The organism is Gardnerella sp. KA00127 (genome assembly GCF_049244125.1).
GTDB lineage: Bacteria > Actinomycetota > Actinomycetes > Actinomycetales > Bifidobacteriaceae > Bifidobacterium > Bifidobacterium swidsinskii.
This window is the reverse complement of record NZ_CP058377.1, coordinates 253,299-269,253: the sequence shown is the minus strand read 5'-3', so window position 1 is coordinate 269,253 and position 15,955 is coordinate 253,299. Positions and strand designations below refer to the sequence as shown.

Below are 15,955 nucleotides of genomic sequence, written 5' to 3'. Positions count from 1 at the left end.
CTAATTATTTTGGACTAGTTTTGATTATTTTCGCAAACGCTACTTACTCTTCGCAAACGTCGTCGTCGAAAAGCATTGCGAGCATTTCTTGGCAGGAGATTCCTTCTTCAAGCACGCGAGCCATTGCACTTGCGAGCGGAGTCGCAACACCCAAACGCTTGCCCATTGCAACTACTGCGCTTGTAGTTGGCACGCCTTCTGCAACACCATTGCTCACAGCTGTTGCTTCTTCAACGCTCATGCCTTTACCAAGATTTGACCCAAAAGTGTAATTTCGGCTTAGAGGAGATCCACAAGTTGCAACTAAATCACCAAAGCCAGCAAGACCTGCAAAAGTGCGCGAATCTGCGCCTTCTGCAACGCCCAATGCCGTCAATTCTGCCAAACCGCGCGTTTCAATCATAGCCGCCGTGTTTTCACCGTATCCCGCGCCTCGAGCCATGCCAACTGCGAGCGCAACCACGTTTTTAAGCGATCCGCACATTTCTACACCGATTACGTCTGTTGACACAAATGCTTTAAAGTAGCTGTTTGAGCATGCTTTTGCAACTACTTCTGCCTGAGACTTTTCTGCGCAAGCAACTACTGCTGCAGCCGGGTGGCGAGATGCAACTTCCTTGCTCAAGTTTGGTCCAGAAAGTGCAGCAAAACGGTTACGCGGCAAGTTCAATGCTTCGCACACGACTTCATCCATGCGCTTTCCGGTTGTGCGCTCAATGCCTTTCATAAGCGAAACAACAATCGCATTTTGCGGAATCAGCCCCACAAATTCTGCTAACGCAACGCGAGCAAACTGTGCCGCAATAGCCACAACTACAATATCCGCATTCGCAACAGCCTCCGCTCGATCCCCAGTTGCAGTCATGTTTTCTGGAAGTTTTTCTACGCTAGGCAGACGCACGCCATTATGATGATGATCGCGAATTCCTTCAACAATTTCCGGCTCTATTGCCCACATTGTCACTTGATTTCCTGCATCCGCAAGTACTTGTCCAAACGCAGTTCCCCAAGCACCAGCACCCAACACCGTAACGTTCATGTTTTACGTCCTGCCTTTCGGTTGTGAGTTTTATAAGCTACTGTATAGCTATTTATTTGTAATCACACTATTACATAATTCTACACATGCCGCTTTACGGGATTTATAAAAGATACTTTATTTTATTCTTCTGTATATTTTTTATTCTTCCGTAACGCGTTTCATCTGCCTGTAATCGAAGTATCCTGCAGGAGATTTTTCTCCACGAATTTCTTCCATAATCTGCGTCATACGCACACGCACGCGACGAGCCAACTCTTCAGCAGATTCAAGAGGAGGTAGCTCTCCCCAATTTTCGCTTCCCTGCAGCAAGTCGGAATAATCGAGTTGGGTATCGTAGCACATTACAACATTTTTCTTTGGCCACGGCCACCAGTGGTTAATGCTTGCCGCGCCCCATGTAACCGCGCAAAATAGCGGAATCTGATGTCCGAGTCTACGCGATGCTTCGAGAGCGATTATTCCAACTCCGGGCTTCATGCTCATCGGCCATTTTTTAGGATCGCGCGTAACTGTTCCTTCAGGCCATACACTTAAAGGTCTGCCATTGGTGAGGATTTTAATAGATTCTTCTTCTATTTCTCGCGCTTTTCCGCTTCTGCGAGGAACCGACTGCATGCCTACAAGCTGAAACCATTTGCCTAAGATTGGCCAGTGAGCGAGTTCCGCTTTTGCCATGTAGCGCGGACGACGACCTTGGTGGAATAGTGCAGTCATAGGTATGAAAACGTCAAACATCGTCACATGCGTGCAAGCTGTAATAAACACGCCTTCTTCTGGCACGTTTTCCAATCCCCACGCGCGTACTTTGCAGCGCGAACGCAATACGCGCGACGTTCCTTCTAACAATCTTTCAGCAGCCTTAGGATTTTGCGCGTCAATTTCTGCCTGATTTGGCTTACGTTTTCCTGTTGGATAGTAATACGTTGGATCAACTAAATTGTGTTTACTTGCTAAAAGCTTTACTTGCTCATCACTGAGTGGTTTTACTGCACTTCTTGGCGAAGGTTTTCCTTTTGATACCATACGTCTATTGTGCCGCACGCTATAAACCTACGCTACGACCCACTTTTGCAATCAACCCATGTTTAGGAGAGCACACCCAAGCGAGCACGAATAAAGCGGTTGCTACGAGCACAATTGTTCCGCCTGTTGCTGTATCAAAGCTCCACGAAATATACATTCCAACAATCGAAGAAACGCACCCAATAACAGGAGCTAAAATCATCATTCTTGGCAGCCTATCCGTAAGCAGTCGCGCAGTTGCAGCAGGAGTCACAAGCAGAGCAAGCACAAGCACGTTTCCAATAATTTGCACGGAAACAACTACAGCGATAGCCACTAACACGTACAACATTCCATCTAACCATGCAACTGGCAATCCCATTGCGCGCGAAGTTTCTCGATCCATCGATACGCACACAAGCTCTTTGTGGAACATGCATAATATAGCCAAAATAATCAAACCAGTAAAAGCAACAACAGCAATATCTGAATCAGGAATACCTGTAATCGAGCCAAACAAGAAGGATTCCAAAGAGCCGGCGTAGCCAGATGCTTTAGAAATAATCACAATTCCAAGAGCGAAAGCAGATACGAAAAATACGCCAATAAATGAGTCTTCGCGAAGCCTGCGATTTTGGCTAAAAATAGATACGATTAGCGCAGTTGCAACTCCTGCGAGTGCTCCTCCAAATAGCAGATTTCCTTGCAATACGAAGGCTATAGCAAGTCCTGGGAATACTGAGTGAGCTACAGCATCTCCAATAAACGCCATTCCTCTAAGTACTACGTAGCATCCAACTACACCGCAAATTACGCTAGAAAGGCACGCTACAATAAGCGCTTTTAGCAAAAACCAAAGGTCTGGATTTGTTAAATCTTGTATAAATTCTATTGGAGATAACATTACTCTTTCACCACACTTTCCTTACCAATTACGCGCTCAACTGCTTTAATAAGCGGATTTTGCGGAGCTACGTGGAAGGTTCGTACCCACTGTTCTGTTTGCAAATGTTGCGGCTCATCGTCGCCCACAATAGTGCCATCAAATAGCATTATTCTCGAGCATGAGTTAATTGAACCAATAATATCGTGCGAGCTCATGAGAATTGCTTCACCAGAAGCAGACAATTTTAAGAACAAATCGGTAAGCAGCTCCTGAGTAGGCATATCAAGTCCAGTAAACGGTTCGTCTAGCAAAAGTAAACGCGGCTCTCCAGCCAATGCTCGCGCAACAAGAACGCGTTGCCGCTGACCTCCAGAAAGTTCACCAATCGTGCGATCTTGGAAATCAGCCATTCCTGTGCGTTCAAGCGAGTTTAATGCGATCTCGTAATCTTCTTTTTTAGCGCGACGAACGTAACCAATATGACGAATCCTACCCATCATCACTACATCTAAAACAGAAAGTGGGAAATCCCACGCAATATCGTGACGTTGAGGCACGTATCCAACGTAAGATACGCGAGAATTAAGTTTCGCACCTTCCATATGAGGAGCACGCACTTCGAGTTTTCCAGTATGCGGAATCAAACCCATAATTGCACGAAATAGCGTTGTTTTACCGGCACCGTTTGCGCCAAGTAATCCCACGAATTCGCCACTATTAATGGTAAAAGAAACATCTTTTACAACAGCGCGATTCCCGTACGAAATATTCAAATTTTGTGCGCAAATTACTGCATTTTCTTCCATATTTATTACCTTTAACACTTTCACTTCAAACATTTCGCTAAAGAATCCGCGTTAGCTCGCATCATATCCGCGTAAGTTCGCACATTCGCGTCGAAAGCGTCACCATAAATTGGACAAACTTTCACATGTGCTTCAGACGCAAGCTCTTTAAGCACAGACGAGCGAGAAATCAAATTCGGCTCCAAAAACACTGCAGGGATTTCCAAGTCGCGTAAAATTTGCGAAAGTCTGCGCCTATCTTGCACGCTCGGTTCGCTTGAAGGATTGATTGTTACAAATCCCGCAATATTTACGCCATAAGCTTTACCTAAGTATGCAAAAGCGTCATGCGTTGTAACCAAGTTGCGACGCTCTTTTGGAATTGACGCAACTTTTTTACGCATATAAGCGTCTACGTCGAGAAGTTTATTAATATATCGATCCGCATTTGCGCGATATTTGCGAGCATTTTTAGGATCGACTTCGCACAAGCGGTCAGCTATTGTGCGCACATAAGCAATTCCGTTTTTCACTGACTGCCATAAATGCGGATCAATATCTCCATGAACATGTTTTCCAAGAACAGCTTGAGGAAGTTGATAAATTTTCTGCCTTGCAAATCCAAGGAATCTATAGCCTTGTTCAGCTGGAATTTCTTTTAAAGCATTAGTCGGCACTTCTACTACTACGTCTCGCGGCTCATAGTATACGCGCTTTGGCGCAACTGACCGCTTTTCTTGCAAAGTGTCAACTCTGTACAAAAATCCGCGTTTAGCTAAATCGTAAGCCAAATCTGCATGGCCTTGATTCAAAACTACGCTAGCTCCACGCTTTTTCGCTAATTTCTGCGCGTTAATGCCAACAGCAAAACGCATAGTTGCGTTTCCTAAACTTGCAACTCTTTCGTTTTGAGCATTGAGCATATCTGCATGAAAGTCGAGAGTGTATTCTCCTGGCTTACTAAAAGCCCAACTTAAATGCGTGTGCGCGTCCGCAGGCAAATCTACATGATCTTCATCGTTAATTCCGTTTGCTGAATTAACGTAAGTTTCTACACTTCCAAAAGTGCCAGTAAGGTAAGCGAAAAGCGAACCAGGACCAGTTACTTTAGTTGCAGTCAAGCGGATCCTGTCCGAACGCTTCATGTTGTATGCTTTTGGCTTTATTACAGTAGCGCGTCCTTCTTTCGTTACAGTGGAAGGCGCGTTTGATTGCGAAGATTGAGAAACCTGAGAAGACTGCGACTTATCAGGTTTCTCTTGAGATTTTTGTTGCTCTTTAGCATCTTTAGCTTCCTCAACCGTCTGCGAAGTTTGGCGTTCTGTAGCAAGACCAAGCCAAATAGTGTCCAACGACACATCTTCGACCATTGGAATAATATCCGCCGCATGTTTCACGCTTTCTTCAGCAAGTTGCACATTTGGCACGCCTTTTCGCAAATTTGCGTCTAAAGCAGTAATAACACCATGCTCCTCAAGCATCATGTAATTACTAAAAGCCACATCCGCATACACAACGTCTCGAATTGAACGCAATCGTGGCTCGTAAGAGTGCGGATCTGCATTATCAGGTACGATTGAACTCACATTTGCAGCATCCCCTGCTACATTCGCCACCATATCACGCAAAACGCCTGTAGTTGTAACTACATTAATGCGACCATCGCGATGTCCTGCACGATTCCCGTTAACACTACCACAAGCAGAAAGCGGCAAAATAAGCGCGACGACTGCAATTGCACCAATCGAAGAAAACAAAGTTTGCTTTACTCTTCTGGGCCTATGAATCACCCTCACACACTCCTACTACTAATAGCGCAACAGCCAGTTGAAGTTAATAAGTCCGCGATTGTAGAGATACCAAATCCCTGCACCCAAAACGCCAAGCACAGCAATAATTCCACCAGCAAGAAGCGAATAAGCAAGTAAAGGATTTCGCTTAAATAATCCTGTTACACCTTTTGCTTCAGACTTCGCAACATCGTCATTATCGTTCAATTTCTGTCGGTACAAACTTTTAGCGAGCCTCTTGTTACTAATTTTTGAAACAAGACCTTTATGCTTTTTAGCTTTTCTTGGCAATTGTTTTCCAGAGTGTGAATTGTTCAATCCTAAACCAAAAGGATTTCCGCCAAAACGAGACAAATTAGCAGGTTTTGGTGGATTATAAGGTACAAAAGGATCACCTTTTCTGCCTCGTGGATCCTTTTTTACATTATCTTCGCGGCCGCCAGCATACCCCATTGGCGTTTCTTGTGGATCAACACCAACAGCAACATGAATATTGCGAGTTACTGTAGAATTTCCGTCAGAAGCTTGGAATTGCAATGTGTAATATCCCGGTTCGTCGAAATCCCAATTCGCATGAGCATGCGTATTTGCAGGTATCGTATAATCTGTTGCTCCTTGAGTGGAGAAAATCTCTTGATCTCCAACGCCCAAGCCGCCGAACATCCAAACGCGTACGTTTCCAGGACCTTCAACTCCCGTTAGGCTCAATTGAGTTGGCTTATGCGGATTCATAGACTGATTATTCCAACCCATCCATGGCACACCATCAATTTGTGTTTGCGGTATACGATACACGCCCTTAGTTTTACCAGCATCACCAACTGCGAATACAACTGTGTCTGTGTCTCTAAAGACGTGGCTTCCTGTCACATCTTCTTGCACAGCCATATCAACTTTATTCGAATCGCCAGTATATACAGCGATATCAACGTGACCGTGGTCTATAACAAGCTTGTCGCCCTTGATGTCTTTGAACTTTGTCACAGCAGATTGCTGACTTTGAGAAACTTGCTTTCCGCTTTTAGCGTTATGTTCCCCATGAATAAGACCACCATTATTACTTCCAAAAAGTCCTTTATTACTTCCAAGAAGTCCTTGTTGTTGCATTTTTGCTCCAGACCATGGAGTCACATACACAGTGTTGTTGTTACCGTTAATGAAGAAAGATCCGTTACTTTGTTGCACATTAATGCTGTGATCATCACTTTGAGAATCATCATCATCTGAATCTTCTTCGTCGTCTTCGCCATCTTCGTCACCGTCAAAAGATGCGCCATCATAATCAGCAAAATCGCCATCTGTTACATCATGATTAGTTACATGGAACGTATAAGTCTGCTCAGAACTTTGCTCATTGCCACCAACGGTAGCAGTAGCCTTCATTTTTAACTTGTACACACCAGGACGGTTAAAAGACCAATACATGTGCGAATGCTTTCCGCCAGTCTCAGTAATATCAACATCTTTCGGCCAGTTTTCAGCAGAACCGAGCATTTTCTCATAATCGCTACCGCTGCGAATGTACATAAAAACTTCGCCGTTGTGAGGTGCTTCGATACCAGTTAGCGACAATTTAACTGTCGGATTAACCTTTGTAGAACCAGCTCCCTCATATAACGGTCTAGTATCTAAACCAGGCCATAATGCACCAGTATTTCCAGCTCCAGATTGATCAAAGAACCAGACTACACCTTCGCGAGTTGTTGCGTAGATTTCTTTTATTATCGGATCGTTCTCATCTTTGGAAAACTGCATGATATTTTTAGAGCCGACTTCAAAAATAAGTCGATTCGTATCATACCGAGTGCCATTATGATCTTCACTTTCAAACGCATCGCCCAAGGTACCTAATACCGTGCGCTTGCTTGTAGCATCAAAGAAAGTTGCAAAAACGTCAGTATGACCTTTATACGCGTGGCACATTGTAGCTTTACTATCAGCCGCAGGTTGTGAAGCAGTTTTATCTAATCTAGCAGCAGTACACGCTGCAAAATTGGCTTTTTTTATGGCAGTAAAATCTTTAGAAGATTTCTTTCCGCTTACAACAGTTGCGTCACTGCCATTGTCAGCAAAAGCCGTGGGAGTTCCCATCATCATGCCACACAAGCACACGCCCACCAACAAAGCGCGAGATAATTTCTTTATACTATTACGAACCATTTTCGTCACACCATTATTTCCACTGAGTGCCATCAGATTGCACATTGTCTGATTGAGAATATTGAGAATTATTAATTGGTGACATTACTGTCGTTTCTTGATCACGCACTAGATTTGGCAAGGTATTGTCACCATTTGCATTATTCACAGAATTTGCATTATTTGCATACTGTTGATTAGCTTGTGCAGAAACTTGCTTAGCAAGCGCAAGATTTCGTGCTTTCTTGCTTTTAACTACAGCTATTAGTACAAAAATCACAATAATTACGGCAATAATAGCCACAAAAATACCTACAATTTGAAGAACTAAAGCTGTATCGTCACTTTTTTCAGATACTTTGTGAGAATGCTTATGCTTGTTGTGAAGGAGTTCGTGATGATGATTAGCTTCATCTTTTTCGGATTCATCGTTATCTTCTTCATCTTGACCCTCTTCGTCGCCCTCGTTGCCACTTGCTCCAGCAGCACCCGCACCTAAAGCAGCATTAGGATCGGTATTATCTCCAACCGCAAAATTAAGAACACGCGTATCGCTTACTGCGCGTCCATTTTTAAGCTTTCCTGAAAAAGTAAGCTTCACATGATAAATTCCAGGCTTAGAAAACACCCAATTCACGTGAGTATGAGCGTTGGCTTCAATCCAGCTGTTTTGCGGATATCCTTTAGTACTATCCCAAAGTTGCTGTGGATTGTTGTTGCCATTTTCTAAGTAAACATGCAGTTTACCCGGGCCGCTTACTCCTTCAAGAGAAAGGTTTGCACCGCGATCGAGCTCGTTAAGCACGCCACCTTCCTGCGTATTCCAACCAAGCCACGGCACATCAGGATTTTGAGTTTGTGGAATTACGTAAAGCTTGGTTCCAGGCTTTTCGCCAATAAAACTGTAGGCAGCATCATCAGGCATAGGAATTATTGAATTGCCACCTAATTTAAATACCACATTTTCTGGGTCTCGCCACACTGGTTCGTCACCAGTATCATCACGAATCTTCAATTTCCATTTGCCGTCGATTAGCGTTGGTCCAAAATCAGCATGACCTGCTTGAATCATAACTGGCTGATTGCCTTCATTAGCATAAGCAGTTTCCTGCATTGGATTTGGTGCACATAAAGATGCAACCAAAGTTACTAAAGAAAATATGAGCGCAAGCAGCGCAGTAGAATATACATGCTTTCGTTTTACTTGCAATGTTTCATTTTGTTTGTAATTCATTATTTAAACTTTCTAGTAATAATACGAATACCATTTACAACAATTTCAATTTAGAACGTATCAATGCTCCGCATGCGCCAGTTATTGTGCATAAGCCGACGCTCGCACCTGAAGCTGCAACCGCAACCCACTTAGTCGAGGAACCATCACCTTTTGTATCATCTGAATCATCTTCATACGCTTCATCAGATTCTTCGTTGTATTGCCTTGCACCTTGCAAAGCATGACGTTCAGTATTCTTAACAAAATCAGAGTTATTGACAGAACTATTTTTAGACTTATTGCCAGAATTATTATCTGTTCTTACGAAATTACGAATAGTCTGTCCACTTTTCTTAGAGCTCTTGTTCTTAGTATGAGTTCCGCCAGAAGTTCGTCGCGATGAATTATGTAACGATGTTCCGCTTGAATTTTCTGTTCTTGTAAAAGAACTAGAACCAGAACTAGCACCACTTTGCGTATTATTTTTAGAATTATTCTTACGATTAGTGCGGTTAGTCTTATTGCGATTCTTCTTTGTGCGCTTGAATTTTCTGTTGGATTTCTTAAAGAAATTAGATTCGAATTGGAATCCACCATTAGAACTAGATCCAAATAGTCCCGAATTTGCAGTGCCGCCGAATACACCTTTCAAAAAGTTCTTTCCACCAACAAAATGCTTAGTCTTATTTTTGCGCTTATTACGACGCTTCTCATGGTGCTTTTTCCCGTGAGAGTTCTCATCATCTTCAGAATCAGAACCACTTTGATCATCATCGCCATCATGGTTATGAGAGTGAGGAACACCTTTCATCTCAATAACATAATCGCAAAACTCATCAAACATTTTATTACGGTAAAGTTCACCGTTCTTTAAAACTAAGGAAGGACGAATCGTTGCACCTTGCATTGACGCATCAAGTTTTAGCTCCAACTTGCTGTTCACGGCACCAGGAATGCGCTTAAATTCGCTTTCTCCTTCCTTTTTTATCAACCAAACATAATCTTTGACTATGGAAGTTACTGGACTTGTCGGATCGTCAATTGGCACACCGGTAACACCGTCGGTTGCAACATGAGGGTTAAGCAATACTGTTTTCGCGTGTAAAGTATCCCCTGGTTTGAAACGCTTATAAGGAGCAATTGCTTTTACTACAGGATGTCCGTCAGCACCGTGATCTTCAACGGCGATGGTTGCAGACGCAGTATCTTTGCCAACTTGCGTTTCACCTTCAGTTGCGTGAGCATACACTTTCATCTTGTTCATTGCAGGCTCAGCTGGAAGCTGCAATCTCTCAGCAAAAAGAGTGGTTCCATACGCGTCAGGACCTTCGTCAGCACGCACATATCTCCACTCAATACGAGCACCCTTTGGTTTGTTAACTACTTTTAAGTCTAAACCACCATAACCTTCGTATGAATGATAATGCGGATGAGGTCCGGAATCACGAATATTGCCGATGCGCATATCGCCGCCATCGTCTTTATCCGTGTCTTTATGATCTTTGGAAGCTTCGTGTGCTTCTTCATCATCGTCAGGATTAATAGAATCACCGCGACGGTGCAAATCAAGCGTTTCCGTAATGCCAGCAGGTACTTCGCCTGAATATGTATCTTCTACTTCAAAAGTGTATTCTGCAGGTTCGGTTGTAATCTGCTTCTTAGTGTTCTTATTTGTAATAGTTGCTGCTACTTTTAGTTTGTAAACGCCAGGCTGCGTAAATCCCCAGTTTGCATGCACGTGGCCAGCAGTATGTTGGTGAATTACGCCAGGTAGCATAAATCGACTGCCATCAGTATCAGGTTCGTCGTCTAAATCGTTCTCTTCAAACGATAATTTCTTCGAATTTTTACCAGCACCATCGGTAGTCCAAAGCAGAATGCGCCCGTTCATTGGTCCAGTAACTTGCTGAATTGCAATATCTGCTGTTGCGTCATCTGCGTGAGGTGCGCCAACTAAAGTTGCAGCATAACCTGTGTCCCAACCCGGGAAGAGGGGGTTTCCTTTTTGATTTCCGGAACCATCGAGATAGTAGTATTCAGTAGCGAGCGCAGGAAGCTGCGATTTTGTAGTATACGTGTTTTTTGCTACACGCAAAGTAGTGTTTTCAGGCTTTAAGAAAGTGGCACCGTCTTTTTCGACGGCCATAATGAATTTACCGTTGTATTGAATTGGGTAAAATACGTCCGTATGGCCGTGACTTAGCACTTCCTTTTTTGTAGGATCGTATTTTTCGCCAGGATTACTATTTTCTAATGCAACTGCCGGTAAAGCTGCACTAAATCCTGATGCGAGCACGGCAATGGCAAGTATTGCAACACTTGCCATTGCAAAAGCACGTTTCACAATATCCCTAATGACCTGAGTCATAATTACTATTTCGCTCTCTACACTTCATCTTCTTATCGTTATATGCGCTCTTCTTTTCGCAAATAATTATGGAAGATTTTTAACAACGTCTATTAATAATAATAATGATTCTCATTAATAGCAAGTCGACACTCCGAATAAACAAAAACGCTGGTAGCTTAAAGCAACCAGCGTCTATTATTCTCAATAACTATTGAATACTTATTTAAATATTTTTAGCTAAAATTCTCAGCCTTCTACAATATCCGCATTAAGGCAAGTCTTAAAGTGGCGCAAAGCCCATTCGTGACCTTGCGGATCAAAGCTTGCGACTGCATCTTTGTGAACTACGATTTTGAAGCCAAGATTATACGCATCAACAGCAGTGTGAAGCACGCAAATATCCGTGCAAACACCCACCAAGTGCAACTCCTCAATATGACGTTCGCGCAGCTTAATCAGCAAATCCGTGCCATTAAACGACGAGTAGCGAGTTTTATGAATGTAATACACATTGCTTTTATCTTTATTTTCCTCGTAAAAATCACCAAGCGCGCCGTACAGCTTCTGACCGTGAGTTCCGGCGATATTGTGAGGTGGGAAAAGTTTAGTTTCAGGATGATACGGATCGTTCAAATGATGCGTATCAATCGCAAAAACCACGAACTCTCCAGCGTCAAGAAATTCCTGCGAAATCTCAGTAATACGCTTCTCAAGCTTTTGCGCAGGCTCACCTACAGTCAGAGAGCCATCGCTTGCCACAAAATCATTCGTATAATCAATGTTAATAAGGGCTTTATTCATACCTACTCCTTGTATGAAATTTACAGAATAATCGCAAATAGCATTACTGCTAACAGCATTATTGCAAATAGCTCTACTGCAATAGCATAATCGCTTTAGTTACAATATTCCGCATTCTTAATTGCTTGATTTTATTTCAATTGATAGCCCAATTATCAACTCAATTGCTGGCCCAATTGCAATCGGCGCAATACCTTAATATTCAAAGAATACTCAAAGCTCACTTGCTTCTGCACCGACTATCATCATTTAATCACTACCTTGCGGCAAATGATGCTACAAAACGTTTGCCGGGGATTTTTCGTTACTGGTGCAGTACGGTTTCTGCGCGCATGTCTCTGTTGTCTGTTTTTAACTACATTTGACGTAAGTTTTCCTCGCGTTTGCGCGACGACCTGCTTGAGCGCAGCATTGCGCGCGCGAAAGCAATTCGGAGCGTGAGCTTGCTCAGCAGTGAGCGCTTATAGCGCGAGCGTTGTCCAGAGTTTGGAGGATTACAAAAACAGTAGTATACGAAAATAAAAAAGCGGGGAGTGAAAACTCCCCGCTAGAAAAATAATGCGGCAGCGTGCTAGTCTCCCACACCCTATCGAGTGCAGTACCCTCGCCGTGTCAGGCCTTAGCTTCCGGGTTCGGAATGGGACCGGGCGTCTCACCTGAGCCATGACCACCGCAAAACTAGATTATACACTCAAAACCATTGAGTGGCAACACGTGGCGGTTAGGGAACCGGACATGAACGCGAATAAAAACTCTCTTACCAACTGATCGTTAAGCAAAACATTCAGTACTCATTAACGCTAGAAGAATAATACTCACAGAAACTCACCCTCCCCACTCACAAAAGTGAGGAAGAATGTCACCATCGCCCGTTAGTACTAGTCAGCTCCACCCCTTACAGGGCTTCCACATCTAGCCTATCAACCACGTGTTCTACATGGGGGCTCACACACTAAAGTGCAAGGAATGCTTATCTTGGAGCAGGCTTCCCGCTTAGATGCTTTCAGCGGTTATCCCTTCCGAACGTAGCTAACCGGCAGCGCCACTGGCGTGACGACCGGCATACCAGAGGTTCGTCCACCCAGGTCCTCTCGTACTATGGGCAGGTCTCCTCAACATTCCAACGAGCGCAGAGGATAGAGACCAAACTGTCTCACGACGTTCTGAACCCAGCTCGCGTGCCGCTTTAATCGGCGAACAGCCGAACCCTTGGGACCTGCTCCAGCCCCAGGATGCGACGAGCCGACATCGAGGTGCCAAACCATCCCGTCGATATGGACTCTTGGGAATGATCAGCCTGTTATCCCCGGGGTACCTTTTATCCGTTGAGCGATGCCACGTCCGTACGCCGGCACCGGATCACTATCTCCGACTTTCGTCCCTGCTCGACCCGTCAGTCTCACAGTCAAGCCCGCTTGTGCGATTACACTCAACACCCGATTGCCAACCGGGCTGAGCGGACCATTGAGCGCCTCCGTTACTCTTTAGGAGGCAACCGCCCCAGTTAAACTACCCGCCAGGCACTGTCCCTGACACGGATAACGTGTCGAGGTTAGACGCCAGATATGGAAAGAGCGGTATTTCACCTGTCGACTCCACGCAAGCTAGCGCCCACGCTTCACAGCCTCCCGCCTATGCTACACGATCCACACCTAACGACAATACCAAGGTATAGTAAAGGTCCCGGGGTCTTTTCGTCCTTCTGCGCTTAACGAGCATCTTTACTCGTACTGCAATTTCGCCGGGCTCCTGGCCGAGACAGTGGGGAAGTCGTTACGCCATTCGTGCAGGTCGGAACTTACCCGACAAGGAATTTCGCTACCTTAGGATGGTTATAGTTACCACCGCCGTTTACCGGGGCTTAAATTCACCGCTTCACCGAAGCTAACGGATCCTCTTAACCTTCCGGCACCGGGCAGGCGTCAGAGCGTATACAGCGGCTTACGCCTTCGCACGCTCCTGTGTTTTTGGTAAACAGTCGCTACCCCCTAGCTTGTGCCACCCCCAACAGCTCAACAGTGTAAAACCATATCACCATCAGGGGTCTCCCTTATGCCGAAGGCACGGGAGTAATTTGCCGAGTTCCTTGGCCAGGATTCGCCCGATCGCTTCGGTATACTCTACCAGACCACCAGTGTCGGTTTAGGGTACGAGCGGAATCACACCTCACGTTGAAGCTTTTCTTGGCAAGCAGGATCACCGGAATCAGCCTTACAGCCTACCCATCACGCCTCAGCTTTAACATCCCCCGGATTTACCTAGGAGACAGCCCACACGCTTAGCCACGGAAAACCACCTCCGCAGCCGGCTACCTACCCGCGTCACTCCCACGCTAACCTACTACCGATACAGTCCCAACACAAACCAGCCAACAACCCCGAAAGGCAATCAACCAGCAAATGAAGGTTAGTACTCTCAGATTCAGTTCGAACGGTGTAACACCGGTACGGGAATATCAACCCGTTCATCCATTCGACTACGCCTGTCGGCCTCGCCTTAGGACTCGACTCACCCGGGGACGACGAACGTGGCCCCGGAACCCTTAGTCATTCAGCGGACGGGATTCACACCCGTCTCTCGCTACTCATGTCTGCATTCTCACTCCTGTAAAGTCCACGACAAGTTCACACTGCCGCTTCACCCCATACAGGACGCTCTCCTACCCCGCATGAAACAAATCATGCAGCCGCGTCTTCGGTGGCGTGCTTAAGCCCCGCTACATTGTCGGCGCGGAACCACTAGACCAGTGAGCTGTTACGCACTCTTTCAAGGATGGCTGCTTCTGAGCCAACCTCCTGGCTGTCTATGCGACTCCACATCCTTTCCCACTTAGCACGCGCTTCGGGACCTTAGACGACGATCAGGGCTGTTTCCCTTTTGACGACGGAGCTTATCCCCCGCCGACTCACTGCCGTGATAAACCTAACAGGTATTCGGAGTTTGGCTGCTATTGGTACCCGGTATGGGCCCGCAAGCATCCAGTAGCTCTACCCCCTGTAAGCAATAACACGACGCTGCACCTAAATGCATTTCGGAGAGAACCAGCTATCACGGAATTTGATTGGCCTTTCACCCCTAACCCCAAGTCATCCCCCCAGTTTTCAACCTAGGTGGGTTCGGTCCTCCACACGGTCTTACCCGCGCTTCAACCTGCTCAGGGCTAGATCATCCCGCTTCGGGTCCAGGACATGCGACTCAAACGCCTTTTAAAACTCGCTTTCGCTACGGCTCCCCCACCCGGGTTAGCCTCGCCACATACCACTGACTCGCAGACTCATTTTTCGATAGGCACGCCGTCACCCCACAAAGAAGGCTCCGACGGATTGTAAGCGCACGGTTTCAGGAACTATTTCACTCCCCTCCCGGGGTGCTTTTCACCTTTCCCTCACGGTACTAGTACACTATCGGTCAGACAGGAATACTTAGGCTTACCCAACGGTCTGGGCAGATTCACGCGGGATTCCACGAGTCCCGCGCTACTTGGGAATAAACATAAAGAGACATCGCACGACAAGCTACGGGGCCATCACCCTCTACGGCTGGGAATTCAATCCCATTCACCTAGCACGACATTTTATCACTCTCCTCAACCCCGTCAGAGGCTGAACAGTCCATCCCACGACCCCGAATGCGCAACACCTGACGGCTATCACACGCACCCGGTTTAGCCTGATCCGCTTTCGCTCGCCACTACTCACGGAGTATCCTTTCCTGCAGGTACTGAGATGTTTCACTTCCCTGCGTACCCCCCACAAAAACTGTGGTGACCACTCATAACAGTGGCCGGGTCTCCCCATTCGGAAATCCTCGGATCAAAGCCCACTCGGCAGCTCCCCGAGGCATATCGCAGCCCGTCACGTCCTTCATCGGTCCTGTCTACCAAGGCATCCACCATACGCCCTTACCAGTGACAAACACTAAAGTAAGAACCCATCAGCAAAATT

At 45.6% G+C, this 15,955-nt stretch carries 9 protein-coding genes and 2 rRNA genes; all 11 read right to left on the bottom strand.

The window, feature by feature from the left end; all coding sequences use genetic code 11:
• Positions 1-43: 43 nt before the first annotated feature.
• The 11 genes from HXT48_RS01060 to HXT48_RS01010 all read right to left on the bottom strand — a co-directional run bounded on the left by HXT48_RS01060 (position 44) and on the right by HXT48_RS01010 (position 15,926).
• The gene (locus HXT48_RS01060; protein ID WP_004109110.1) at positions 44-1,039 is read right to left on the bottom strand and encodes an NAD(P)H-dependent glycerol-3-phosphate dehydrogenase; all 996 of its coding nucleotides are present in this window, start codon (positions 1,037-1,039) and stop codon (positions 44-46) included.
• 141 nt (positions 1,040-1,180) lie between these two features.
• The gene (locus tag HXT48_RS01055) at positions 1,181-2,065 is read right to left on the bottom strand and encodes a lysophospholipid acyltransferase family protein (RefSeq protein WP_421793094.1); all 885 of its coding nucleotides are present in this window, start codon (positions 2,063-2,065) and stop codon (positions 1,181-1,183) included.
• Between the two features lie 19 nt (positions 2,066-2,084).
• Positions 2,085-2,948 carry an anchored repeat-type ABC transporter permease subunit gene (locus HXT48_RS01050; RefSeq protein WP_004109107.1) on the bottom strand — a complete coding sequence of 288 codons (864 nt, stop codon included), beginning with the start codon at positions 2,946-2,948 and terminating at the stop codon, positions 2,085-2,087.
• Complete coding sequence (locus HXT48_RS01045) at positions 2,948-3,736, bottom strand: anchored repeat-type ABC transporter ATP-binding subunit (protein ID WP_012914491.1); 789 nt, start codon at positions 3,734-3,736, stop codon at positions 2,948-2,950. Before HXT48_RS01045 ends, HXT48_RS01050 begins: the two co-directional genes overlap by 1 nt.
• A 20-nt stretch (positions 3,737-3,756) precedes the next feature.
• Positions 3,757-5,472: an anchored repeat ABC transporter, substrate-binding protein gene (locus HXT48_RS01040; protein ID WP_231875275.1), complete on the bottom strand. Its 1,716-nt coding sequence runs from the start codon at positions 5,470-5,472 to the stop codon at positions 3,757-3,759.
• 51 nt (positions 5,473-5,523) lie between these two features.
• Positions 5,524-7,665 carry a choice-of-anchor M domain-containing protein gene (locus HXT48_RS01035; RefSeq protein WP_421793188.1) on the bottom strand — a complete coding sequence of 714 codons (2,142 nt, stop codon included), beginning with the start codon at positions 7,663-7,665 and terminating at the stop codon, positions 5,524-5,526.
• Positions 7,666-7,678: 13 nt separating this feature from the next.
• Positions 7,679-8,878 (bottom strand): choice-of-anchor M domain-containing protein, encoded by a 1,200-nt coding sequence (locus tag HXT48_RS01030; RefSeq protein WP_004109103.1) that lies wholly within the window; start codon positions 8,876-8,878, stop codon positions 7,679-7,681.
• Between the two features lie 34 nt (positions 8,879-8,912).
• Positions 8,913-11,228, bottom strand: coding sequence for a choice-of-anchor M domain-containing protein (locus HXT48_RS01025; protein WP_421793093.1), 2,316 nt, complete (start codon positions 11,226-11,228; stop codon positions 8,913-8,915).
• A 228-nt stretch (positions 11,229-11,456) separates the two neighbouring features.
• On the bottom strand, positions 11,457-12,011 hold the full coding sequence (locus tag HXT48_RS01020; RefSeq protein ID WP_012914495.1) for a cysteine hydrolase family protein: 555 nt from the start codon (positions 12,009-12,011) through the stop codon (positions 11,457-11,459).
• A gap of 558 nt (positions 12,012-12,569) precedes the next feature.
• Positions 12,570-12,686 (bottom strand): 5S ribosomal RNA (rrf, locus tag HXT48_RS01015).
• A 178-nt stretch (positions 12,687-12,864) separates the two neighbouring features.
• Positions 12,865-15,926 (bottom strand): 23S ribosomal RNA (locus HXT48_RS01010).
• Between the last annotated feature and the right edge of the window lie 29 nt (positions 15,927-15,955).